A 24172-nucleotide genomic window follows, 5' to 3' on the forward strand; every position below is an offset into this window, starting at 1 on the left:
GGACAGGGAAAGGCCGGGAAATCCAGCCGTGACAGGCGCTTGCCGTCAGCCGCCTGGCACCCGCGCGGGAGTTGTCCGGAGGTTGGACCAGCGGGATTCTGCGCGGAAAAACCCCGGGTTGACGCGCGTGCGCGAATGGTGTCCCGAATCGACCGTCCGCCGGAAATCGGTCACCGGAAACGACAAGGGCGCGGCATTGCCGCGCCCTTGTCCGTTCATCGTCCGCGCGTCAGCGAATCAATTGCGCGCGGTTGTTGCCGGTGTCCGGATCCTGCGTGGCGCTCTCCACCTGGGCGGTGAAGGCGAACACGGTGCCGCGCTTGGGCCGGTTCGGCACCACCAGCGCGAACGCCAGCATCTGCGTCGAACCGGTCGCCATCGGCGTGTCGCGCGTGCACTGCGCGGCCGAGCCGGTGGCCGTGTCGGTCACCCGGCCACACGACCAGCCACGCGGTGCGGCCACGGCCATGTGGCGCGCCCCGACGTTGCTGGCCAGCACCACCTTCACCTGTTCGGCGGCATCCGGACCGGCGTTGCGCACCGGTACCAGCAGGGTGGCGATGGCGCCGCGGCGGAAGGGTACCGCCGCGCCCAACAGACGTACCGACAGGTCGGCCTGCGGCAGCGCGGCCACGTCGACCGCCACGGCGGCGGTGTTGTCGGCATTGGCGGGATCCGGCACCGGCGAATGGGCCGATACCCCCAGGCCGAGCGCGCCGCCGGCGACGCTGGACGGCACCACGACCCGCAGGCTGAACCCGGCTTCGGCGCCGCTGGCCAGCGACGGCGTGGCGCAGGTCACGCGGGTGCCGCCGCCGGACTGCGCCGGCGCGTCACAGTTCCAGCCCGGGGCGATCGCGCCCAGCATCGGCGTCACTTCCGCGGCGAACGCGAAGGCGACCGTCGCCGGCGCCGCCGCACCCGGACCCGCGTTGCGGACGGTGGCGGTGTAGGTGACGGTATCGCCGACCGAAGCGCTGCCGCGATCGGCGCTCACCGTCGCCGACAGGTCGGCGCGGGCGAAGGCGGGGACGCGGATGCTCAGGCGGACCGGATCATGATCCGAGGAGCGCACCGCCACGCTGGCGTCGCCGAAGTTGTCGACACCGAAGTCCGCGTTGATGCGCGCGTGGTCCACTCGCACGTCCGCGCCCAGCACCAGCGCCTCGTTGACCAGCACGTGATCCAGGGTCTGCGCGTTGCCGCCGAACACATAGGAGTAGCGCTGCGCGGGATCGGCGATCAGCTGCGAGCCGTCGATCAGCGGTGTGGTCACCGGACTGGCGGCCCAGGACAGGACCTGGTCGGCCGGCGCGGCGTTGCCGCCCAGGATGCCCATCACATCCACGTAGCCGTCATTGAACTCGAACGCATTGAAGTCGCCGACCAGCACGATCTTCTCGTCCGGGTCGGCCTGCTGCATCTGCTGCGCCAGCCCGCCCAGGTAGGCGGCCTGCGCGGCGCGCTTGGCGCGCACCCGTTCGCCGCCGGTGGGCCAGCCGCTGCTGCCCGGCGCGGTATCGTCCATGTCGTTGAGCGAACGCAGATGGTTGACGATCACCGTGACCGGATAGCCGTCGCCGGCGCCCTGGTGGATGCGCGCGCGCAGTCGCAGCGGCGGCCGGTCGTTGAGCAGGCTGGTGCTGCCGTCGGGATTGGCCAGCGTGGTGTTCTTGCCGAACTGGGCCACGTCCAGCACTTCCACCCGCGGCGTGCCGTCGCCGGTGGCGCGGGTGCTGACCAGGAAGCCCACGTTGATGCCACCCACGTCGTTGCCCGGTTCCAGGTAGGGCACGTAGCCGGGGCGTTGCGGGCAGGTCGCGTCGATGCGCTCGGACAGCAGCTGCAGGACGCGCAGGTTCTCGACCTCGACCACGCCGAGGATGTCCGGCGCCTTCAGGAAACCGCAGATCGCCAGCGCCGCCTTGGCCAGGCGCTTGTCCAGCGCGGCCGGGGTCAGGGTGACCGCGCCGTTGCCGTCCGCGACGTCGTCGAACAGACGCAGCAGGTTGAAGCTGCCGATGGTCGCTTCGTCGTAGCGCGCATCCGGCACCGCCTGTGGCGCCATGCCGCCGCTCACCACCGGCGGCGTGGCCGGATCCGGCAGCAGGGCCCAGGTTCCGGAGAAGTAGTCGAGCACGCCGGAAAGGCCGCTGACATCGGTACCGGTATCCACGGAGACCGGCTGCGCGCCGATCTGTCCACGGCTGCGCACCATCAGGCGTTCCTGGTTGGTGTCGAAGCGCGGCGGCTGCTTGCCGCCGGGAATCGGGATCACGTCCATGACGCCGATGCCGGGTTCGCGGAACGGCCGGGTGACGCCGGGCAGGGTCACGTGGAAGACGCCATCGCTGCTGGCGGTGGCGTCGTTCTCGTCGATGCTGCCGCCCGAGGGCGCCACCACCACCGCGCGGGCCACGCTCACGCGCATGCCTTCGAGCCGTTCCAGCGTGCCGGGCAGGGCCTCGGGCGCCAGTTCCGCGGTCGACAGTTCGACTGGCACCGGCAGGGCCACGCCGGTTTCCAGCACCTCGATGGTGGGACCGGTGATCTGGGTGATGGTCAGCTGATGCGGATTGGAGGCCGGCACGAACTCGGCGACCGTGCCGGTCACCCGCACCCGGTTGCCGACCCCGGCGGTGGCCGGCGGCGCGCTGCCGGTGAACACGAACAGGCCTTCCGACGTCGCCGGATCGCCATCGTCGTTGGCCGCCTGCAGAAAGAAGCCGTTGTTGAATTTCAGCGCGGTGACGACGCCTTCGGTGATCACCCGCTTCTCCATGTAGGGCGAAGCCAGGCCATTGCCCTGGATCTGCGGAATGGTGCGGGCCACCGGCGGATCCGGCGGCGCCGCGCCGCTGTTGCGCGGATTGGGCGTGCCGACGCTGAAGTCGGCGCCGTTGTTCTGGGTATCGATGCTGCCTTCGCCGTTGCGCAGCGCGGCGGTGGTGTTGCTCAGCGTGCCGGTCGCTGCCGCGCCCTCGAAGCAGTTGGCGGCGCTGCCGAAACCGACGAAGTCGACCACGTTGGCGTCGGTGAGCGGGCACGCGCCGGACAGCGCGGCGGTGCTGCGGCTCAAGGCGATCTTGCCGGCGGTGCCGGACAAGGTGAGCGTGCCGGTGGCGTCCGGTGTCGGCAGGTCGACCGCGCCGCCGCTGCCCTGGGCCTGCTGGATCAGGTAGTAGCCGCCCGGGGCGATGCTGCCGGCGAGGTTGGTCCGGCTCCAGGTCGTGCCGGCGGACGAGGCGTACTGCACGCTCCATCCCTCCAGGCTCACCGCCGTCGAGCCGTTGTTGCGCAGTTCGATGAAATCGTTCTTCAGCGTGGCGCCGCTGTTGCCGCCTCCGCCATACACCTGGCTGACCACCACCTGCGCCTGCGCCGTGGCGGCAAGCAGCAGGGTGGCGACGGAAAACAGCATGACCGCCATGCGGCGGCTTCGAGGCATGCTCATCAACAGACTCTCCCTGGCCGTGAATGCGTGCGCCGCCGCCCGATGCTGCCGTGGTCGGCTCCGGTTGGCGCAATGTAGCGGAAGCCTCCGGCCCGCGCATTGCACGGCGATGACATAAGTCCCGGTTTTTGCTGGCAACCGCCGGCAGGGAAGGGCGCTGCCGGCGGTATCGGTTACGCTGGCGGCCCCGCTGCGCCCCGCAGCCTTGCCCCGCCTGTCGACGGATGTCCGTAGAAAAGAACGAGCGAGCCCTGGAAGCAGGCATTCATACCGATCTGGAGGGACGCCTGACCTACGGCGGCTACCTGCGCCTGGACCGGTTGCTGGCGGCGCAGCAGCCGGTGTCCGATCCGGCCCATCACGACGAACTGCTGTTCATCATCCAGCACCAGGTCTCCGAGCTGTGGATGAAGCTGATGATCCACGAGCTGCGCGCGGCCATCGTGCATCTGCAGCGTGACGAGGTGTGGCAGACCCGCAAGGTGCTCGCGCGCGCCAAGCAGGTGCTGCGCCAGCTGACCGAGCAATGGTCGGTGCTGGAGACGCTGACGCCGTCCGAGTACATGGGCTTCCGCGATCTGCTGGGTCCGTCCTCGGGCTTCCAGTCGCTGCAGTACCGCACCATCGAATTCCTGCTGGGCAACAAGAACGCGCACATGCTCAAGGTGTTCGCGCATGACCCCGCCGGCCAGTCCTCGCTGCAGCAGGTCCTGGACGCGCCCAGTCTGTACGACGAGTTCCTCCGCTACCTGGCGCGCTTCGGCCACGCGGTACCGCAGGAACATCGCGAGCGCGAATGGCGCCAGCCGCATGTCTCGGATCATGCTTTGCTGCCGGTGTTCGAACGCATCTACGAGGACACCGATCGCTACTGGCGCGAGTACTCGCTGTGCGAGGACCTGGTGGATCTGGAATCCCAGTTCCAGCTCTGGCGTTTCCGCCACATGCGCACGGTGATGCGCATCATCGGCTTCAAGCGCGGCACCGGCGGGTCCAGCGGGGTGGGTTTCCTCAAGCAGGCGCTGGAACTGTCGTTTTTCCCGGAGCTGTTCGAAGTCCGGACCTCCATCGACGGCGCCCGTCCGCCCGCGCCCTGAGGCCGCCGCGCAGGCGGTCCCCTTGCTCTGGAACCGGCGGGTTTTCCCGCGGTTCGGGCGGTCCGGCGACCCCCGTATTCAGGAAAATCGGCATTGACGGAGCCGCGGGCGTCGGTAATTCTCCCCCGTCCCGCGCGGCTTTCGCGTGGATTTGTCATTCCTGAATAACGAGGGGGGAGACCGCATGAGCGGTGCCGTCGATACGCAAGACCCGGTGCAACCGATACCGGAATTCCAGCAGGCCCTGGGCCACCCGCGCCCATTGTGGATGCTGTTCATGACAGAATTCTGGGAGCGGTTCGCCTTCTACGGCATCCGCTGGGCACTGGTGCTGTATATCGTGGCGCAGTTCTACGGTGGCAGCGGCACCGGCGAGACGCCGGCCAACCAGGTCTATGGCGCCTATCTGGCGCTGGTCTACGCGGCGGCCATCTTCGGTGGCTACGTGGCGGATCGGGTCATCGGCTACCAGCGATCGATCCTGCTGGGCGCGGCCATCATGGCGGCCGGCCTGTTCATGATCGCGGTGCCGGACCAGAACATCTTCAAGGTCGGCCTGGCCACCATCATCGCCGGCAACGGCCTGTTCAAGCCGAACATCTCGACCATGGTCGGCAAGCTCTACACGGTCGGCGACGAGCGCCGTGATTCGGGCTTCACCCTGTTCTACATGGGCATCAACCTGGGTGCGATGATTTCGCCGCTGCTGACCAGTTGGCTGGCCGAGAAGGTGTTCGGCACCGACACCATGCCGGTCTACAAGATCGTGTTCATCACCTCCGGCATCGGCATGTTGATCAGCCTGGTGTGGTTCTGGTTCGGGCGCACCCAGCTCAAGGGCATCGGCGTGCCGCCCGTGGGCGGCGAGAGCATGGCGCGGCTGGCGATCACGGCAATCTGCGCGATTGCGGCGATTCCGGTGTTCTATTTCCTGCTGAACCTCGGCGCCGATTCGCTGCAGTGGATCCTCACCGCGATGTTCATCGGCCTGGCGATCCTGCTGTTGGTCGAGGGCATCCGCAACGGGCCGAAGCAGCGCGACATGGTGATCGCGATGCTGATCATCTTCGCCTTCAACGTGCTGTTCTGGTGCTTCTTCGAGCAGGCCGGCAGCTCCTTCAGCTTCCTCGCCGACAAGATCGTCAATCGCGACTTCGGCGGCTGGATCTTCCCGGTGGGCTGGTTCCAGTCGGTCAACTCGGTCGCCATCATCACGCTGGCGCCGCTCATGGCGTGGCTGTGGGTCAAGATGGGCCGCGCCAATCCGTCGATTCCGCGCAAGTTCGGCCTGGGCCTGATCTTCAACGGCCTGGCCTTCCTGCTGCTGATGTTCGCGCTGTCCAGCCTGGTGGATCCGCAGAGCCTGAAGATTCCGTTCTGGACGCTGTTCGCGGTGTACTGGATCCAGTCCATCGGCGAGCTGTGCCTGTCGCCGATCGGCCTGTCGATGGTGACCAAGCTGGCACCGGTGCGCCTGGTCGGTTTCGGCATGGGCGGCTGGTTCCTGTCCACCGGCATCGGCAACAACCTGTCCGGCATCTTCGCCAGCCACGTCAGCGGCGAAACCGGCATGACCACCGCCTCGGCGCTGTCCGGCTATACCTTCGGGTTCTGGACGCTGCTGGGCTTTGGCGTGCTGCTGTTCCTGATCGCGCCGCTGGTGCAGAAGCTGATGCACGGCGTGAAGTAAGCCTGCGATCACGTGGCAAGAAAAAGGCGGCCTGCGGGCCGCCTTTTTTCTTGGCTGGAGATTGGCTGGATATCGGCGGGGGCATGGGTCGCCGCGGCGATCCGGATCAGTCCGACTGCTTCCACGGCGTGGAGCCGGTCATGTGGACCACGCCGTCGGACAGCTTGTCGATCAACCGGCTGATCTGCTCCCGCTCTTCCGGACTGAAGCCGGACAGCAGCCGGCGTTCGCATTCCAGGGTCATCGGCGCGACTTCGTCATAGACCGAGTAGCCGACTTCCGACAGCGCCAGCACCGAGCGGCGGCGGTCGTCGCCATGGGTATCGCGCTTGATCAGTCCGCGTTCCAGCAGCTTGGCCACGGCGCGGCTGACCGCCACCTTGTCCATCGCGGTGCGTTCGGCGACCTCGCCGGCGGACAGATCCGAGAATCGCCCCAGCACCGCCATGATCCGCCACTCGGTGATGGCCAGGCCGAAACGCTGGTCATACAGGTGGGCGATGGTCTGGCTGACCCGGTTGGACAGCACGCTGAGGCGGTAGGGCAGGAAGCGTTCCAGCTCCAGCACGGCGTGGGGATGTTCGGCCGGCGAGGCGGAAGGGGCGTCTGGGGTGGGATTGGGGTCGTTCATGGGGCCGGTTCGGAAAAGGATGGCGCGGCGCAGCTTGCAAGTAGTTTCAATTGAAACTATAAAGCAGGCTGTCCCACCGCAAGCCTAGCGAGGCGCTCCATGAACGCACAACCCAACCTCGGCATGCAGGTCACCACCTTCGAGAACCCGATGGGTATCGACGGCTTCGAGTTCGTCGAATTCGCCGCCCCGGATGGCCAGGGCGAGGCCCTGCACGACTACTTCCGCCGGCTCGGCTTCACCGCCGTGCTGCGTCACCGGACCCGTCCGATCACCGTGTACCGCCAGGGCGGGGTGAACTTCCTGGTCAACGAGGATCCGGATTCGTTTGCCGCCGATTTCGCCCGCGCGCACGGCCCCTGCGCCTGCGGCTTCGCGATCCGCTTCAGCAAACCGGCGGAACAGGTGTTCGACACCGTCATCGGCAATGGCGGTGAGGCGATCGATCACAAGCCGGAAACCCGCGCGGTGTCCGCACCGGTGGTCAAGGGCATCGGCGATTGCATGCTGTACCTGGTGGATCGCTATGGCGGCGCGGGGAGCATCTACGACGGTGATTACTTGCCGGTGCAGGGTACGGAGCAGAATCCGAAGGGATTCGGCCTGACCTTCATCGATCACCTGACCCACAACCTGTTCTTCGGCAACATGGACAAGTGGTCGGACTACTACGAGCGCCTGTTCAACTTCCGCGAGATCCGCTACTTCGACATCAAGGGCGCCAAGACCGGCCTGCTGTCCAAGGCGATGACCGCGCCGGACGGCATCGTGCGCATCCCGCTGAACGAATCCTCGGATCCGAAGTCGCAGATCAACGAATACCTGGACGCGTACAAGGGCGAGGGCATCCAGCACATCGCCTGCTTCACCGACGACATCTACGAGACGGTGGAAGCCATGCGCGACGCGGGTGTCGAATTCCTCGACACGCCGGACACGTATTTCGACGTGATCGACCAGCGTGTGCCGGATCATGGCGAGGATGTGCCGCGGCTGGCGAAGAACAAGATCCTGATCGACGCCGATCCGGAAACCCACAAGCGCAAGCTGTTGCAGATCTTCACCCAGAACGCGATCGGCCCGATCTTCTTCGAGATCATCCAGCGCAAGGGCAACGAAGGCTTCGGCGAAGGCAACTTCCAGGCGCTGTTCGAGAGCATCGAACGCGATCAGATGCGCCGCGGCGTGCTCTGAATCCGGACGGCGCCCGGCGCCGCGCCGCAGTTCAGGCAGAATCGCGTCATCGGCATCGCCGCGACGTCCGTCGCGGCCACAGGCAGGCACCATGAAGAGCAGCGGCTACCAAACCGGTTTCGGCAACCATTTCGCCAGCGAGGCCGTGGCCGGCACGCTGCCGGTCGGACGCAACTCGCCGCAGCGGGTGGCGCATGGCCTGTATGCCGAACAGCTCTCGGGCACGGCGTTCACCGCGCCGCGCAGCGAGAACCGGCGCAGCTGGCTTTACCGGATCCGGCCGGCGGCGATGCATTCGAACTTCGAAACCTACGCGCAGCCGCGTTTCCACAACGATTTCGGCGACGGCCCGGTCACCCCGGATCAGTTGCGCTGGAATCCGCTGCCGTTGCCGGACGCCGCGACCGATTTCGTCGAGGGGCTGTACACCATGGCGGGCAACGGGTCGCCCGCCGGCCAGCACGGCGTCGGCGTCCATCTGTACGCGGCCAACCGATCGATGCAGGGTCGCTTCTTCTATGACGCCGACGCCGAACTGCTGATCGTGCCGCAGCAGGGCAGGCTGGTGCTCGCCACCGAGCTGGGCGTGGTCGAGGTGGAACCGCAGCAGATCGCGGTGATTCCGCGCGGCGTGCGCTTCCGCGTCGAGCTGCCCGATGGCCCGTCGCGCGGCTATGTCTGCGAGAACTTCGGCGCCGCGCTGCGGCTGCCGGATCTGGGGCCCATCGGCGCCAACGGCCTGGCCAATCCGCGTGATTTCGAAACCCCGCACGCGGCCTATGAGGACGTGGAAGGCGGGTTCGAACTGATCGCCAAGTTCCAGGGCCACCTGTGGCGCGCCGCCATCGGCCACTCGCCGCTGGACGTGGTCGGCTGGCACGGCAACTACGCGCCGTACCGCTACGACCTGCGCCACTTCAACACCATCGGGTCGATCAGTTTCGATCACCCGGATCCGTCGATCTTCACCGTGCTGACCTCGCCCAGCGACACCCACGGCACCGCCAACCTGGATTTCGTGATCTTCCCGCCGCGCTGGCTGGTGGCGCAGGACACGTTCCGGCCGCCGTGGTTCCACCGCAACATCGCCAGCGAGTTCATGGGCCTGATCACCGGCGTGTACGACGCCAAGGCGGACGGTTTCGCGCCGGGTGGCGCGTCGCTGCACAACTGCATGACCGGGCATGGTCCCGATGCGGCGACCTTCGAGAAGGCCAGCAGCGCGGACCTCGGCAAGCCGGACGTCATCCGCGACACCATGGCCTTCATGTTCGAAACGCGCGCGGTGATCCGCCCTGCGGCACAGGCGCTGGAAGGCGGTCATCGCCAGCGCGACTACCTGGCCTGCTGGGCCGGACTGCAGAAGCACTTCCGCAAGCCGGACTGAGGCGTTCGCGACAGTTTCACGGCGACGCGCTAGGCTGCGGCTTTCCCACGGAGTCGCCGCCATGACGTTCGCACCCAAGCCGGTCCTGCTGACGCTTGCAATGACCCTGGCGCTGGCCGCCTGCAAACCGCCGCCCGCGGAAGCCGACGCGCCGGCGCCCGCACCGCCACCGGCCGCCGACATTCCGGCCGGATCCACGACACCTCCCGCCACCGACCCGGCCGCCCCGCCCGCGCCGGCGCAGGCGGGCCTCGCCGGTTTCGGCGACATGAAGCTCGGCAGCAGCGAGGACGAGGCGAAAACGGCCTGGGGCGGTGAACTCAAATCACTACCCTCCGGTGAAGGCAGCACCTGCCACTACCTGTTGCCGAAGTGGGCCAAGGACGGAAACGAACTGGCCTTCATGATCGAGGACGGCAGGTTCGTCCGCTACGACGTCGGCACCGACAAGGAAACCGCGCCGGGTGGCGGCAAGGTCGGCATGCAGGCCGAAGCGTTGCAGAAGCTCTACAACGACGGCCTGGAATCCACTCCGCACAAATACGTCGAAGGCGGTCGCTACCTGTCGATGGCCGCCAGCGGGGTGGCGCCGAGCAAGCTGGTGTTCGAGGTGGGCGCGGACGGCAAGGTCACCCGCTGGCGGGTCGGCCTGACGCCGCAGGCCGATTACGTGGAAGGCTGTTCCTGAGCCGCGCCCGCCTGCCGGCGCCCGGCTGGTGGCGGGCCGCCGGCCGGGCATAGAATCGCCCATCGACGCGAGGAGGCGCACGGATGGAAGCATGGGGATTTTTCCTGCTGGGCCTGGTGCTGCTGGCACTGGGTGGTGATTCCATCGTCAAGGGCGCCTCGGCGCTGGCGCAGCGCCTGGGGGCTTCGCCCTTCGTCGCCGGCCTGCTGCTGATCGCCTTCGGCACCTCGCTGCCGGAACTGGCGGTCAACGCGCGCGCGGTCTGGGTGGGCGCACAGGATCTCGCGCTGGGCAACGCGGTCGGCAGCAACATCGTCAATCTCGGCCTGACCCTGGGCGTGGCGGCGCTGTGCGCGCCGCTGCTGGTGCGGATGCGGTTGCTCTCGCCCCTGCTGGTGCTGCTGATCATCGCCACCCTGGCGCTGATCGTGCTGGGCCTGGATGGCGTCATCGGACGCATCGAGGGCGGCGTGCTGCTGCTGGCCTTCGTCGCGATGCTCGGCTTCCTGCTCGCCCGTGGCGCGCGCGAGGCCGAACCGGTGCGCGGGGACGTCGCGGCCTACGCCGGCCCGGCGGTCGCCTGGTGGCAGGCGCTGCTGCGGCTGGGCATCGCCATCGCGCTGCTGTATTTCGGTGCGAAGTTCATCGTCCAGTCCGCGACCACACTCGGCGCCAGCCTCGGCCTGACCCCGTTGCTGTCCGGCTTGTTGCCGGTGGCGATCGGCAGCGCGTTGCCGGAAGTCGCGGCCGCGGTCGCCGCGGCGCGGCGCGGGCAGGGCGACATGGTGGTGGGCCACGTGATCGGTTCCAGCCTGTTCAACCTGCTGGTGGTGGTGGGCGGCATGGCGGTGTTCCGGCCGTCGCCGCTGCCGACGTCCTTCGTCCGCCTGGAGCTGCCCGCGGCGATCGCCTTCGCGGTGATGCTGTTGCCGATGCTGCGCGGCGACCTGCGCGTCAGCCGCGGCGAGGGCGCCGTGCTGGTGCTCGCGTTCGTGGCCTGGGTGGTGCTGGAAATCGCGATGCTGGCCTGATCAGGCCGGATCGTCTTCCGCGCGCCCGTCCACTTGCCCGTCCGCCCGGCCCGGTCCGGGCGGGCGCGTGGCCATCTTCAGCGACAGCGCGGCCTTGGCCATCAGGTGCGCGCTGATTGGCGCGGTGATGAACAGGAACGCGGTGACCAGCAGTTCGCGCGGCTGCGGATCGTGCCCGAGCGAGGCGTGGTAGCCGACCGACGCCAGCAATACACAACCCACGCCCAGCGTGCTGGCCTTGGTCGGGCCGTGCAGGCGCTTGAAGAAATCCGAGAGCTTGGCCAGGCCATAGGAGCCGACCAGGATGAAGAAGCTGCCGATGGCCAGCAGCGCGGCGAGCAGCAGGGCGATCAGCATGTTCATTCGACGATGTCCCGGCGCAGGATGTACTTGCTCAGCACCACGGTGCCGACGAAGCCCAGCATCGCGATGATCAGCGCGGCTTCGAAGTAGATCGGCGTATCCAGATGCATGCCGAACAGCATCAGTTCGGCGATGGCGGCCACGAACAGGGTGTCCAGCGCGAGGATCCGATCCGGCACGGTCGGCCCGCGCAGCAATCTCCATAGCGCGAGCAGCATGGCCAGGCCGACCACGTGCATCGAGGCGACGATGGCGACGGCGACGATGGATTCGGGCGTCATGGGAATATCTCCATCAGGGGCGCTTCGTAGCGCTGCTTGATCTGGGCGATGACCGCTCCGGGATCCTTCAGATCGAACACGTGCACGAGCAGATGGCGGCGATCGTCCGACAGTACCGCCGACAGGGTGCCCGGCGTCAGGGTGATGATGCTGGTCAGCGCGGCGATGCCGTGGATGTTGCCGATGTCCAGCGGCACCCAGATGAAACCGGGGGTGATGGCCGATTCCGGCCCCAGCACGCGGCGCGCGACCTCGATGTTGGAACGCACGATGTCCCAGCCCAGCACCCACAGCATCCGTGGAATCAGGCGCAGACGGCCGATGCGCGCGAACTCGCGATCCAGGCGGGCGGCGAACAGCGGAATGACCACCGCCAGCACCAGCGCGAGCACCGCGTGCCCCCAGCTGAGCACCGAGTTCATCAGCAGCCAGAAACAGAAGATCGTCAGGCTCAGCGGCCAGGAGGGAATCCAGCGCTTCATCAGGGCGCCCTCATCGCAGGCAACTGCGCGCGGACCTGCTCCACGTAGGCGGCTGGCGAAAGCAACTGCGTGGCCGCGGCGCGCGTGTAGTCCAGGATCGGCGCGGCGGCCAGCGCCATCGCCACGCCGTATCCCAGCAGGAGCAGGGTGGCCGCGGTTTCCAATGTGCGGGCCGGCGCCGGCGACGCATCCGTCTGCATGATCGGTGCGGCGTCGGGCGGTACGCGCCAGAACAGCCGCGTGCCCGCGCGCGCCATGCCCACCAGCACCAGGAAGCTGCTCGCCAGCAACACCGTCCAGACCCAGCGCTGCTCGACCGTGGCCATCAACAGCAGCAGCTTGCCGACGAAGCCCGACAGCGGTGGCAGCCCGGCCAGCGAGACCGCGGCGATCAGGAACATCAGGCCCGGCAGGGTCTTGGCCGGCACCGGCAGGCCGCGATCGCCGCGGTCGCCATCCTCGCCACGGCGGCGGCGCACCAGATCGGCGATCAGGAACAGCGATGCGCCGGCGAACGTGCTGTGGGCCAGGTAGTACAGGCCGGCGCCGATCGTGCCTTCGCGCGCCAGCGCGAACGCGATGAACAGCGTGGCCGCCGAGACCAGCACCAGGTAGGCGGCCAGCGCCCGCAACCGCACTGCCGCCATCACGCCCAGCGACGCCAGCACCAGGGTGACCACGCCGGCGGGCAGCAGCCAAACCCATGCGAATCCGGCCAGTGCGCCGGCGGAAGCACCGAACAGCAGCAGGCATACCCGCAGCACCGCGTACAGGCCGACCTTGGTCATGATCGCGAACAGCGCGGCGACCGCCGCCGGCGCGTGCGCGTAGGTCTGCGGCAGCCACAGGTACATCGGCAGCAGTGCCGCCTTGGTGCAGAACACCAGCAGCAGCAGGCCGGCGGCGGCCTGGATGAGAGGCAGGTCGGCGGCTGGCGCCTGCGCGACCTTCATCGACATCTCGGCCATGTTGAGCGAACCCAGCAGGCCGTACAGCAGGCCGAGCGCCATCAGGAACAGGGTGGACGCGGCGATGTTGACGCTGACGTAGTGGAAACCGGCGCGCATGCGATCGCCACGCCCGCCGCTGAGCATCAGTCCGTACGAGGCGATCAGCAGAACCTCGAAGAACACGAACAGGTTGAACAGGTCGCCGGTCAGGAACGCGCCGTTCAGGCCCATCAGCTGGAACTGGAAGAATGCGTGGAAATGCGGCGCGCGCCGATCCCAGCCGGCGCCGGCATGCAGCAGGCAGGCCACCGCCAGCAGCGCCGACACCAGCACCATCATCGCCGACAGGCGATCCGCCATCAGGCTGATGCCCAGCCGCGCCGGCCAGTCGCCGAGCAGGTAGACCAGCACGGTGCCGTCGGCGACCGCGCGCAGCAGGCAGATCGCCACCACCAACTGCACGGCCAGCGACACGCCCGCGATCACGCGTTGCGGCACCATGCCGAAACGGCGGTGTTCGGCGAACAGCGCCAGTGCCGCGGCGAACAGCGGCACCAGGATCGGCAGCAGCGGCAGATGGCTCATGCCTTCCTCCGCCGATCTTCGTGGTATGCGTCCACCCGCGTGTCATGCCGCCGCTCGCCGGCCGCGCCGTCGACGTGATCGCTGCCGGTGTCGGCGCGGCTGCGGATCGCCAGCACGATGCTGACCGCGGTCATCGCGAAGGCGATCACGATCGCGGTCAGGACCAGCGCCTGCGGCAGCGGATCGGTGTAGTAGGCGAGGGTGGTCGCCACTCCGTCGCGCAGCACCGGCGGCTTGCCGGCCACCACCCGTCCGCCGGCGAAGATCAACAGGTTGGTGGCGTAGGACAGCAGGGTCATCCCGAGGATGACGTCGAACGTGCGCGCGCGCAGCAGCAGGTACACGCCGGAGGCGGTGAGCAGGCCGATCGCGCTGGCGAGGGCGAGTTCCATCAGCGTTCCACCTCGCCGGTCCGGAGTGAGCGCTGGTCAAGGTCGATGACGCCCTCGCGGGCGACCTGCGTGCGCGAGGGCTTGATGGTGCCCAGCATCGACAGGATCAGCATCGCGCCGCCGAACACCACCAGGTACACGCCGGTGTCGAACACCATCGCGCTGGTGAGTTCCAGATCGCCGACCAGCGGCAGGTTCCATACCACGTGGCCGCTGGTCAGGAACGAATGGCCCAGCGCCAGCGGCGCGACCCCGCCCAGGCCCGCCACCAGCAGGCCGACGCCGATGCAGCGCACGTAGTCGAAACCGAAACGCGATTCCACCGATGCCGCGCCCTGCATGACGTACTGCATCAGCAGCGGCACCGCCAGCACCAGGCCGGCGACGAAACCGCCACCCGGCGCGTTGTGGCCGCGCAGGAACAGGAAGAACGACACCGTCAGGGTCAGGGGGAACATGATCTGGGCCAGATCCGCCGGCACCGGCAACGGGATCGGCGGGCCGGGCATGATCTTCTCCGGCGCCATCCGCGCGCGCCGCAGCAGCGCATGCACCAGCAGCGCGGCGATGCCGAACACGGTGATCTCGCCGAAGGTATCGAAGCCGCGGAAGTCGACCAGGATCACGTTGACCACGTTGCGGCCGAACGCTTCCGGCAGCGAGCGCGCCAGCATTTCCTCACCGATGCCGCCGGCAGGCCGGGTCATCACCGCATAGGCCAGCAGGGCCACGCCGATCCCGGCCGCCAGCGCAATCGCGATGTCGCGCCAGCGGCGCGCCGGTTGCCGTTCCGGCGGTGAACGGAATGGCAGGTAGTGCATGCCCAGCAGCAGCAGCGGCAGGCTGACCATCTCCACCAGCAACTGGGTCAGCGCCAGATCCGGCGCCGACAGGAACACGAAGGTCAGGCTCACCGCCAACCCCGCGCCGCCGAGCAGGATCAGCACGACCAGGCGCTGCCGGTACCAGCGCAGCGAGGTGATCGCGCAGGCCGCCAGCAGCAGCCAGAGGATCCAGCCCAGCGGCGGCATCGGTTGCGGCGCGCGCCAGGCGATCGGGGCGTGGCCGGACAGGAACGGCGCCAGCCCGACCGCGATCGCGGCCAGCACCAGCCAGGCCAGGCTGCGCTGCAGGCTGCCGTTGGCTATGCGGCGGGTCAGGCGCTGCGCCAGCGCGAACAGGGCATCGACGTTGAACAGGAAAATCCGCCGTCCCAGCGACTGGCGGACGATGGCGTGCAGATCCAGCAGGCGGCGCAGGCCGAAGTACAGCGCGACGCCGCCGACCAGGCTGATCACGCTCATCAGCAGCGGCAGGTTGAAGCCATGCCAGACCGCCAGGCTGTACTCCGGCGCGGCGGCGCCAAGGGTGCCGCGCACCGCCGCACCGAGCACCGGCGCGATGGTCCAGGCGGGGACGATGCCGACGATCAGGCAGAGCACCACCAGGATTTCCACCGGGATCTTCATCCAGCGCGCCGGTTCGTGCGGCATCTGTTCCAGCGCGCGCGGGCCCTTGCCGAAGAAGGTGTCGTGCACGAAGCGCAGGCTGTAGGCCACGCCGAAGATGCCGGCCAGTACCGCGATCAGGCTCATCGCCGAGCGCATGGTCGCATGCGCATCGCTCATGTCGAGCGTCTCGGCGAAGAACATCTCCTTCGACAGGAAGCCGTTGAGCAGCGGCACGCCCGCCATCGCCAGGCTGGCGATGATCGCCAGCGCGCTGGTGAAGGGCAGGTAGCGGCGCAGGCCGCCGAGCCGGCGCATGTCGCGGGTGCCGGTTTCGTGGTCGATGATGCCGGCAGCCATGAACAGCGATGCCTTGAACACCGCGTGGTTGAGGATGTGGAACAGTCCCGCCACCACCGCCATCGGCGTGGACAGGCCAAACAGCAGCGTGATCAGGCCCAGGTGCGAGATGGTCGAATAGGCCAGCAGGCCCTTGATGTCCTGCTGGAAAATCGCCTGCCATGCGCCGATCAGCAACGTCGCCGCGCCGATCGCGCTGACCAGGTAGAAGAACAGTTCGCTGCCAGCCAGCGCGGGATGCAGCCGCGCCAGCAGGAACACGCCGGCTTTCACCATTGTCGCCGAGTGCAGGTAGGCCGAGACCGGCGTGGGCGCGGCCATCGCGTGCGGCAGCCAGAAATGGAACGGGAACTGCGCGCTCTTGGTGAACACGCCCACCAGCACCAGCACCAGGGTCAGCGGATACAACGCATGCGCGCGGATCTGCGCGCCCGCGGCGAGCACGTCATCCAGCTGGTAGCTGCCGACGATATGGCCCAGCAGCAACACGCCCGCCAACAGCGCAAGGCCACCGCCTCCGGTGATCGCCAGGGCCATGCGCGCGCCTTCGCGCGCGTCCTGGCGATGGTGCCAGTAGCCGATCAACAGGAACGAACTGATGCTGGTCAATTCCCAGAACACCAGCAGCAGGATCAGGTTGCCCGCCAGCACCACGCCGAGCATGGACCCCATGAACAGCAACAGGTACGCGTACAGGCGCACCGCCGAATCGCGCGCGCTCAGGTAGTAGTGCGCGTACATCACCACCAGCGCGCCGATCGCCAGCACGAGTCCGGTGAAGGCCCAGGCCAGGCCATCCAGACGCAGGCCGAAGCCCAGGCCGATCTGCGGAATCCACGCATGCTCCGTGCGCACGATCCCGCCGCGCAGGATCTCCGGCGCCATCGTGGCCAGCAGGCACAGCCCCAGCAGCGGCGCCGCGCCGGCCAGCCATGCCGCCGTGCTGCGCGACCTGGGGCGCCCCAATGAAATCAGCAGGGCGAACAGGAAAGGCAGGCACAGCAACAGGTCGAGAGATGCGGGCACTCGTCGGGATTCGATGGCGGGTGTTGACCCGAGTTTAACAGGGCAATGCACGCGGAATGACGGCTTCGCTATGCTTTGCGGCGAGTCCGGCCATCTCGTTCATCCGCAGGGAAACGTGCATTCCATGTCTTCGCAGCCCCGCAGCGCCCTGGTTTTCGGCGGTACCGGCCAGATCGGCGCGGCCTTGCTGGCGCGTCTGCGCGCCGCCGGCTGGCGCATCTTCGCGGTGTCACGCCAAAGCCGGCAGGAACAGGAACGCCTCCACTGGCTGCGAGGAGAGTTCGATGCGATGCCGGAACTTCCGGATCGCGTCGATGCGATTTTCAGCACCGGTCCGCTGGATCGGTTTTCGGGTTGGTATGCGGACGCGCGGATTTCATGTCCGCGGGTGGTGGCGTTCGGTTCCACCAGCATCGAGACCAAGCACGCATCCATCGATGACGGCGAGCGTGATCTGGCCGTACGCCTGCGGGACGCCGAAGCGCGGGTGTTCGCGACGGCGCGGGCGCGGGACGCGCGGGCCACGCTGCTGCGTCCCACCCTGGTGTACGGCGCGGGCAGCGACCAGACCCTGTCGCGGATCGCTTCGATGGCACGCCGCAGCGGGTTCTTCGTGCTGCCCGCCAATGCGCGCGGCCGGCGCCAACCGGTGCATGTGGCGGATCTGGCCGCGGCGGCGCACGCCGTGGTGGATGCGCCGGCCACGCATGGACTGGCCTATGCGTTGCCGGGCGGAGAGACCGTGGGGTATCGGGAGATGGTCCGGCGCACGTTGGCGGCGCTGCGACCCACGCCCCGCCTGATCGTGCTGCCGTCACCGCTCTTCGCCGTCGCCGTCCGGATGGCGCGCGCGGGTGGACGCCTGCAGGGTCTGACCGGCGCGGCGGTGGCGAGGATGCGCGAGGACCTGGTGTTCGATGCCGGACCGGCGCAGCGCGATTTCGGCTATGCGCCGCGCGACTTCAGGCCGGACGCCGGGATGCTGCCGCCATGAGCGCCGGGCCTGCGCTCAGTAGCGCCAGCCCATCACCCGGTAGAACTTGGCCAGCACCCACGCCGGTCCGATCAGCAGATAGGTCAGATCGGTGAGGAAGCTCGGCTTGCGGCCTTCGATCTTGTGGCCGATGAATTGCGCGATCCAGGCAATCACGAATACGCCCAGAGCCAGCCAGAACAGGTTGGCGACCCCCAGCACGCCTTCCAGCCAGCGGGTCAGCCAGGCCATCGCCACGAAGATCGCCAGCATGCCCAGGCCCAGCGGGCGCGACATCCGGTTGTAGAACATCCAGGCGCCGAACATCGCCAGCGCCGCCCAGATGCCGGACTTCATCCAGGTGCCGAACACCGGGATGCACCACAGCAGGGCGACCACGGTCCACAGGATTGCGGGGACCGCGAAGAGATGGATCTTCTGGTTGGTCTGGTTCTGGTGATCGCCGGAATAACTGGCGAACCAGCGGTCCACCGGGCGTTGCGCGGTCGCGTTCATTCATCCCTCCCGAGGATGTCGATGCGGCAGGGTATGGAGCATAGCGCAGGCGTGCCCGGCGTGCGCTGCGCCCTGGCCGGCGCCGGGTTTGAGGTCCTGGCTCAGTGCCCCGATACGCGTGAGAACAGCTGGATGACCGCCACGCCCGCCACGATCAGGCCCATGCCGAGCACGGCGGGCAGATCCAGGCTCTGCTTGAGCACGAGCCAGCCGATCAGGGCGATGAGCACGATGCCCGCGCCGGACCAGATCGCATAGGCGACGCCGACCGGGACGGTCTTCATCACCAGCGACAGGCAATAGAAGGCGATGCCGTAACCGACGGCCACGATCAGCGAAGGCCCGGGCCGGGTGAAGCCGGCCGCGGATTTCAGCGCGCTGGTGGCGATGACCTCCGCCACGATGGCGATGGCCAGATACAGGTAACCCGGATTCATGGACGCGACCGGCGACGTGCGCAAGCACGGGAGGGCGATGCTAGCCCACGCGGCGGTGAACGCGGCCCGACCGGCGGGCGCCGGCCGGGTGCGCGAAGCCGGATCAGTCGACGACGATGCCGGCCAGCTTGTCCAGCGCTTCGGCGTACTTGGCGCGGGTGCGCTCGATGACCTCGGCGGGCAGGCGCGGGCCGGGCGCGGTCTTGTTCCAGTCCAGCGTTTCCAGATAGTCGCGCACGAACTGCTTGTCGTAGCTCGGCGGGCTGGTGCCGACTTCGTACTGATCCGCCGGCCAGTAGCGCGAGGAATCCGGGGTCAGCATCTCGTCCATGATGTACAGGCGACCGTCGGCGTCGGTGCCGAACTCGAACTTGGTGTCGGCCAGCAGGATGCCGCGCTCGGCCGCGTATTCGGCGGCATAGCGGTAGATCCGCAGGGTGGCGTCGCGCACGCGCTCGGCCAGCTCCGCGCCCACGGTCTTGACCATGGCGTCGAAATCGATGTTCTCGTCGTGGTCGCCGACCGCGGCCTTGGTCGAGGGCGTGAAGATCGGTTCGGCCAGCCGCTCGGCCTGGCGCAGGCCGTCGGGCAGTTCGATGCCGCTGACCTTGCCGGTGCGCTGGTAATCCTTCCAGCCGCTGCCGATCAGGTAGCCGCGCGCGATGGCTTCCACCGGCACCGGCTTGAGTTTCTTGGTCACCACCGCGCGCCTGGCGTACAGCGCGGGATCGACGCCTTCGGGCAGCACGCTGGCGACGTCGATGCCGGTCAGGTGGTTGGGCAGCAGGTGGGCGGTCTTGGCGAACCAGAAGTTGGAGATCTGGCAGAGCATCTCGCCCTTGCCGGGAATGGGATCCGGCAGCACCACGTCGAACGCGCTGAGGCGATCGGTGGCGACCATCAGCAGGTAGTCGCCGGGCGGCGCGTCGACGGGCAGGCGCTCGCGGGGGAGGTCGAATACATCGCGGACCTTGCCGCGGTGGCGCAACGGCAGGCCGGGCAGATCGGATTGAAGCAACGTCGTCGGCACAAATACTCCTCGGGGAGTCCGGATTTCGGTCGGAACGGGACGCGCGACGCGCCCCGAAGTCCTCCCCGCTCCCGTGTCCCGCAAGCCGCCTGGGCGTGCCCGGGACCCGGCCGGGCCGCGTAGTGTACGGCGATGCCGGGTCGCTGTGCCGTAAAATGGCCGCCAATTTCAGGGAAACCCACCCGGATGAAGCGCTGGTACGGGAAATTGCTCGGATTCATCGCCGGTTGGCTGCTGATGCGCCACCCGATCGGAGGACTGATCGGCCTGCTGATCGGGCATGCCTTCGACGAGGACTGGTTCAAGCTGGCCCGCGACAATCCCTACCGGGTGTTCAACCTGACCAGCGACGCCACCGACGCCGAGATCGATCAGGCCTATCGCCGGCTGATTTCCCAGTACCACCCCGACAAGTACGCCAGCGCCGCCGAGGAACTGCGCCGCCAGGCCGAGCGCAAGGCCGGCGAGATCAACGCCGCCTACGACCGCATCAGGACCCTGCGCAAGCGCTGAGCCGCGCCGCAGCCCACATCCCCGCCGCACCCACCCGACGAGAGCCCCATGTCCGATTGCCTGATTGCCCCGTCCATCCTGTCCGCCGACTTCGCCAGGCTGGGCGAGGAAGTCGACAACGTGCTTGCCGCCGGCGCCGACTGGGTGCACTTCGACGTGATGGACAACCATTACGTCCCCAACCTCACCATCGGTCCGATGGTCTGCCAGGCATTGCGCAAGCATGGCGTCACCGCGCCGATCGATGTGCACCTGATGGTGGAGCCGGTGGATCGGATCATTCCGGACTTCGCCGAGGCCGGCGCCAGCATCATCAGCTTCCATCCGGAAGCCTCGCGCCACGTCCACCGCACCGTGCAGTTGATCAAGTCGCATGGCTGCAAGGCCGGGCTGGTGCTCAATCCGGCCACGCCGGTGGACGTGCTGGACTGGGTGCTGGCGGATCTGGATCTGGTCCTGCTGATGTCGGTGAATCCCGGCTTCGGCGGTCAGGCGTTCATTCCATCCGCGCTCGACAAGCTGCGCACGGTGCGGGAAAAGATCGATGCCTCGGGCAAAGCCATCCGGCTGGAAATCGATGGCGGTGTAAAAGCGGACAACATCGGCGAGATCGCCGCCGCCGGCGCCGATACCTTCGTGGCCGGCTCGGCCATTTTCAACGCGCCGGACTACGCCGATGTCATCCGCCGCATGCGTGAAGCCGTAGCCACTGCCCGCCGCTGAGCGGAGCTCGCTCCGCTGTTCGAGGCGCGGTTTTCGCGCGAAAGTGCAGGCGAGCAGCTCGGCGCTACGCCTGTCGCATCCGAACGAAAAGAAGGCGGCGGCCAACGGCCACCGCCTTCCGGAAGATTGGAGGCTGATCCTGCCTCCGCCCGTCGTCCCTGCTATGACCTCCCACGCTACCGATGCCGGATGACACGCGGATGACAATGCGTGCCCGTCGTGATGGCGGCAGCGAGCCCCGCGGTAAGCTGACGTTCCCTACTGTCAGAGACGGTTCATGGATTCCTCCCGCTGGCGGCTCATCCTCAACGGCAAATCCGCCGGCAACGACGCGCTGCGCGCGGCGGTGGCGCACTGGCGCGCACATGGCATCCAACTGGAGGTCCGGGTGACCTGGGAAAGCGGTGACGCCGAGCGCTACGTGCGGGAAGCCGTCGCCGATGGCGTGGACACGATCGTGGCCGGTGGCGGTGACGGCACCCTGAGCGAAGTCGCTACCGCGTTGGCGCACCTGCGGGAACCGGCGGATGCGCTGCCTTCCCTGGCGCTGATTCCCATGGGCACCGCCAATGATTTCGCGACCGCGGCGGGGATTCCGGCGACGCCCGAAGAAGCCCTGGGCCTGGCGGCGCGCGTGCCCGCCGTGGCGATCGATCTGCTCCAGGTGGAGGCCGACGATGGCGTCCATTGGTGCGCCAACCTGGCCACCGGCGGTTTCGGTACCGAGGTGACGGTCGAAACGGACAAGAACCTGAAGAAGATGCTGGGCGGCCTGGCCTACGTCATCACCGGCATCGCCCGGCTCGGCCGCATCGAGCCGGTCACCGCGGAACTGCACGGACCGGATTTCGCCTGGAGCGGCGGATTTCTCGCGCTTGGCCTGGGCAACGGCCGCCAGGCCGGCGGCGGGCAGGTACTGTGCCCCGATGCCTGCGTCAACGACGGCCAGATCGATGTGACCGTGCTGCCGGTCCTGAATGGCGATCTCGCCACCGTGGGCACCCTGCTGACGCAGAGCGATCGCGAGGCGCTGGAGCGTCTCGCCACGCGCGCCCGGTTGCCCTGGCTGGAATTGTCCGCGGCGAAGCCGTTCACCCTCAACCTCGATGGCGAGCCGGTGCGATCCCGGCGCTTCCGCGTGACCTGCTTACCCGGCCGATTGCGCATGCATCTGCCGCCGGACTGCCCGCTGCTGGCAAAGGCCTGACACCGCCGTCCCGGCGCAGGCCGGGACCCATTCCGCTTCCGGCTCCCCGCCGTCCCACGGCACGCGACCCGGAAGGGGTGGCCGCCCGACAGGCGCTTCGGGTAGAGTAGCCCCGTGTTCAGCCAGACGACCCCGCTTTCCGTTTCTTCCGCACGCCGTTGCTGGCGATGGTGGCCCGTTGCCGTCGTCTGCCACGCCCCCGCGTCCCGGAAGGAAAGCCGTCTTGATTTCGCTCGAGCAGTTCCAGCGCTACGCCGCTGAAGGTCACACCCGCATCCCCGTCGTCCGTGAAGTGCTGTCCGACCTGGACACGCCGCTCTCGGTCTACCTGAAACTCGCCGACGCGCCGCATACCTACCTGTTCGAATCGGTGGAAGGCGGCGAGCGTTTCGGCCGCTATTCGATCATCGGCCTGCCGGCGCGACGGGTGATCAGCTTCCGCGGCCATACGCTGGAGATTCGTGAGCGCGGCGAACTCGTGGAGCGCCGCGAAGTCGTCGATCCCTTCGCCGAGGTCGAGGCTCTGCGCGCCGCGCATACCGTCCCTCGACTGGAGGGCCTGCCCGGCTTCACCGGTGGACTGGTCGGATGGTTCGGTTTCGAGTGCATCGGCTACATCGAGCCCCGCCTGAGCGGCGGCGACAGGCCCGACGAACTGGATACCCCGGACATCCTGTTGATGTTGTCCGAAGAGCTGGCGGTATTCGACAACCTCAAAGGTCGCCTGTACCTGATCGTGCACGCGGATCCACGCGAGGAAGGCGCATGGGAACGCGCGCAGGCGCGCCTGGATGCGCTGACCGCCAAGCTGCGGCAGCCCGGAGCGGGTTATCCCGCGCCGATCACGCGCGACGTGCTCGATGAAAGCCATTTCGTTTCCGGCTTCACCCGCGAGGGCTTCATCGCCGCGGTGGAAAAATCCAAGGACTACATCCGCGCCGGCGATATTTTCCAGGTCGTGCTCTCGCAGCGTCTCAGCGTGCCGTTCAGTGCGCGCCCGGTGGACGTGTACCGCGCGCTGCGCGCATTGAATCCGTCGCCCTACATGTATTTCCTCGATGTCGGCGACATCCAGGTGGTCGGCTCGTCGCCGGAAATCCTGGTGCGCCTGCAGGAGGGCGAGGTGACCGTGCGTCCGATCGCCGGCACCCGCCCGCGTGGCCGCACCCACGACGAGGATCTGGCGCTGGAAGCCGAACTGCTGGCCGATCCGAAGGAACGCGCCGAACACCTGATGCTGATCGATCTCGGTCGCAACGATGCCGGCCGCGTCTCCGAAGCCGGAACCGTGCAGGTGGGCGAGCAGTTCGTCATCGAACGCTACAGCCATGTCATGCACATCGTCAGCGAGGTGACCGGCCGGTTGCTGCCGGGCCTGAGCTACGCCGACGTGCTGCGTGCGACGTTTCCGGCCGGTACCGTCAGCGGCGCGCCTAAAATCCGTGCGCTGGAAGTGATCCGCGAGCTGGAACCCATCAAGCGCAATGTCTACGCGGGCAGCATTGGTTACATCGGCTGGCACGGCGACGCCGATACCGCCATCGCCATCCGCACAGCGGTCATCAAGGACGGCCGCCTGCACGTGCAGGCCGGCGCCGGCATCGTCTACGACTCGGATCCGGACAAGGAATGGGACGAGACGATGAACAAGGGCCGCGCGCTGTTCCGCGCGGTGGCAGAAGCGGCGAAGGGATTGTGATTCCACGGAAAGCGG

At 67.9% G+C, this 24172-nt stretch carries 22 protein-coding genes; 11 read left to right on the forward strand and 11 right to left on the reverse strand.

What is annotated here, in order from left to right; translation table 11 throughout:
- Positions 1-229: 229 nt before the first annotated feature.
- Positions 230-3454 carry a lamin tail domain-containing protein gene (locus tag AC3DEZ_RS09685; protein WP_488388026.1) on the reverse strand — a complete coding sequence of 1075 codons (3225 nt, stop codon included), beginning with the start codon at positions 3452-3454 and terminating at the stop codon, positions 230-232.
- A 224-nt stretch (positions 3455-3678) separates the two neighbouring features.
- On the opposite strand from AC3DEZ_RS09685, the gene AC3DEZ_RS09690 reads away from it, so the two are divergent.
- Both AC3DEZ_RS09690 and AC3DEZ_RS09695 read left to right on the forward strand, forming a co-directional pair.
- On the forward strand, positions 3679-4551 hold the full coding sequence (locus AC3DEZ_RS09690) for a tryptophan 2,3-dioxygenase (RefSeq protein WP_488388027.1): 873 nt from the start codon (positions 3679-3681) through the stop codon (positions 4549-4551).
- 184 nt (positions 4552-4735) lie between these two features.
- On the forward strand, positions 4736-6241 hold the full coding sequence (locus AC3DEZ_RS09695) for a peptide MFS transporter (protein WP_488388028.1): 1506 nt from the start codon (positions 4736-4738) through the stop codon (positions 6239-6241).
- A 106-nt stretch (positions 6242-6347) separates the two neighbouring features.
- Here the strand turns inward: AC3DEZ_RS09695 and AC3DEZ_RS09700 are convergent, their stop codons facing one another.
- A complete protein-coding gene (locus AC3DEZ_RS09700) occupies positions 6348-6872 on the reverse strand; it encodes a MarR family winged helix-turn-helix transcriptional regulator (RefSeq protein WP_488388029.1) in 525 nt (174 codons plus the stop codon).
- A 99-nt stretch (positions 6873-6971) separates the two neighbouring features.
- On the opposite strand from AC3DEZ_RS09700, the gene hppD reads away from it, so the two are divergent.
- The 4 genes from hppD (at position 6972) to AC3DEZ_RS09720 (ending at position 11172) form a co-directional block, all read left to right on the forward strand.
- Entirely contained in the window at positions 6972-8066 is a 1095-nt protein-coding gene (gene hppD / locus AC3DEZ_RS09705; protein ID WP_488388030.1) for a 4-hydroxyphenylpyruvate dioxygenase, read from the forward strand.
- 91 nt (positions 8067-8157) lie between these two features.
- The gene (hmgA, locus tag AC3DEZ_RS09710; RefSeq protein WP_488388031.1) at positions 8158-9453 is read left to right on the forward strand and encodes a homogentisate 1,2-dioxygenase; all 1296 of its coding nucleotides are present in this window, start codon (positions 8158-8160) and stop codon (positions 9451-9453) included.
- A gap of 61 nt (positions 9454-9514) precedes the next feature.
- Complete coding sequence (locus AC3DEZ_RS09715; protein WP_488388032.1) at positions 9515-10141, forward strand: lectin; 627 nt, start codon at positions 9515-9517, stop codon at positions 10139-10141.
- 83 nt (positions 10142-10224) lie between these two features.
- The gene (locus AC3DEZ_RS09720) at positions 10225-11172 is read left to right on the forward strand and encodes a calcium/sodium antiporter (RefSeq protein WP_488388033.1); all 948 of its coding nucleotides are present in this window, start codon (positions 10225-10227) and stop codon (positions 11170-11172) included.
- Here AC3DEZ_RS09720 and AC3DEZ_RS09725 read toward each other — a convergent pair whose 3' ends face one another.
- Genes AC3DEZ_RS09725 through AC3DEZ_RS09750 form a run of 6 tightly spaced genes read right to left on the reverse strand, consistent with a single transcriptional unit; the run spans position 11173 to position 17059 of the window.
- The gene (locus AC3DEZ_RS09725) at positions 11173-11535 is read right to left on the reverse strand and encodes a Na+/H+ antiporter subunit G (RefSeq protein WP_488388034.1); all 363 of its coding nucleotides are present in this window, start codon (positions 11533-11535) and stop codon (positions 11173-11175) included.
- Positions 11532-11816, reverse strand: coding sequence for a K+/H+ antiporter subunit F (locus AC3DEZ_RS09730; RefSeq protein WP_295382420.1), 285 nt, complete (start codon positions 11814-11816; stop codon positions 11532-11534). The genes AC3DEZ_RS09725 and AC3DEZ_RS09730 overlap by 4 nt, the downstream gene beginning before the upstream one ends.
- On the reverse strand, positions 11813-12298 hold the full coding sequence (locus tag AC3DEZ_RS09735; RefSeq protein ID WP_488388035.1) for a Na+/H+ antiporter subunit E: 486 nt from the start codon (positions 12296-12298) through the stop codon (positions 11813-11815). The genes AC3DEZ_RS09730 and AC3DEZ_RS09735 overlap by 4 nt, the downstream gene beginning before the upstream one ends.
- A complete protein-coding gene (locus AC3DEZ_RS09740) occupies positions 12298-13833 on the reverse strand; it encodes a monovalent cation/H+ antiporter subunit D (RefSeq protein ID WP_488388036.1) in 1536 nt (511 codons plus the stop codon). Before AC3DEZ_RS09740 ends, AC3DEZ_RS09735 begins: the two co-directional genes overlap by 1 nt.
- Complete coding sequence (locus tag AC3DEZ_RS09745; RefSeq protein ID WP_447103398.1) at positions 13830-14225, reverse strand: Na+/H+ antiporter subunit C; 396 nt, start codon at positions 14223-14225, stop codon at positions 13830-13832. The genes AC3DEZ_RS09740 and AC3DEZ_RS09745 overlap by 4 nt, the downstream gene beginning before the upstream one ends.
- Complete coding sequence (locus AC3DEZ_RS09750; RefSeq protein WP_488388037.1) at positions 14225-17059, reverse strand: monovalent cation/H+ antiporter subunit A; 2835 nt, start codon at positions 17057-17059, stop codon at positions 14225-14227. Before AC3DEZ_RS09750 ends, AC3DEZ_RS09745 begins: the two co-directional genes overlap by 1 nt.
- Before the next feature lie 124 nt (positions 17060-17183).
- Between AC3DEZ_RS09750 and AC3DEZ_RS09755 the strand changes: the two genes are divergently transcribed.
- Positions 17184-18053: an NAD-dependent epimerase/dehydratase family protein gene (locus AC3DEZ_RS09755; protein WP_488388038.1), complete on the forward strand. Its 870-nt coding sequence runs from the start codon at positions 17184-17186 to the stop codon at positions 18051-18053.
- A gap of 15 nt (positions 18054-18068) precedes the next feature.
- Here the strand turns inward: AC3DEZ_RS09755 and AC3DEZ_RS09760 are convergent, their stop codons facing one another.
- The 3 genes from AC3DEZ_RS09760 to AC3DEZ_RS09770 all read right to left on the reverse strand — a co-directional run bounded on the left by AC3DEZ_RS09760 (position 18069) and on the right by AC3DEZ_RS09770 (position 20015).
- The gene (locus tag AC3DEZ_RS09760; RefSeq protein WP_447103395.1) at positions 18069-18548 is read right to left on the reverse strand and encodes an Mpo1 family 2-hydroxy fatty acid dioxygenase; all 480 of its coding nucleotides are present in this window, start codon (positions 18546-18548) and stop codon (positions 18069-18071) included.
- Positions 18549-18649: 101 nt separating this feature from the next.
- Positions 18650-18985: a DMT family transporter gene (locus AC3DEZ_RS09765; protein ID WP_488388039.1), complete on the reverse strand. Its 336-nt coding sequence runs from the start codon at positions 18983-18985 to the stop codon at positions 18650-18652.
- A 103-nt stretch (positions 18986-19088) separates the two neighbouring features.
- A complete protein-coding gene (locus tag AC3DEZ_RS09770; RefSeq protein WP_488388040.1) occupies positions 19089-20015 on the reverse strand; it encodes a phosphoribosylaminoimidazolesuccinocarboxamide synthase in 927 nt (308 codons plus the stop codon).
- 186 nt (positions 20016-20201) lie between these two features.
- Here AC3DEZ_RS09770 and AC3DEZ_RS09775 point away from each other — a divergent pair, with 186 nt between their 5' ends.
- The 4 genes from AC3DEZ_RS09775 (at position 20202) to trpE (ending at position 24157) form a co-directional block, all read left to right on the forward strand.
- The gene (locus tag AC3DEZ_RS09775) at positions 20202-20528 is read left to right on the forward strand and encodes a J domain-containing protein (protein ID WP_488388041.1); all 327 of its coding nucleotides are present in this window, start codon (positions 20202-20204) and stop codon (positions 20526-20528) included.
- 48 nt (positions 20529-20576) lie between these two features.
- Positions 20577-21251: a ribulose-phosphate 3-epimerase gene (rpe, locus tag AC3DEZ_RS09780; RefSeq protein ID WP_488388042.1), complete on the forward strand. Its 675-nt coding sequence runs from the start codon at positions 20577-20579 to the stop codon at positions 21249-21251.
- A 277-nt stretch (positions 21252-21528) separates the two neighbouring features.
- On the forward strand, positions 21529-22458 hold the full coding sequence (gene yegS, locus AC3DEZ_RS09785) for a lipid kinase YegS (protein ID WP_488388043.1): 930 nt from the start codon (positions 21529-21531) through the stop codon (positions 22456-22458).
- Between the two features lie 223 nt (positions 22459-22681).
- Complete coding sequence (trpE, locus tag AC3DEZ_RS09790) at positions 22682-24157, forward strand: anthranilate synthase component I (protein WP_488388044.1); 1476 nt, start codon at positions 22682-22684, stop codon at positions 24155-24157.
- Positions 24158-24172 lie beyond the last annotated feature (15 nt).

It is taken from the genome of Pseudoxanthomonas sp. 134C1 (assembly GCF_057773065.1).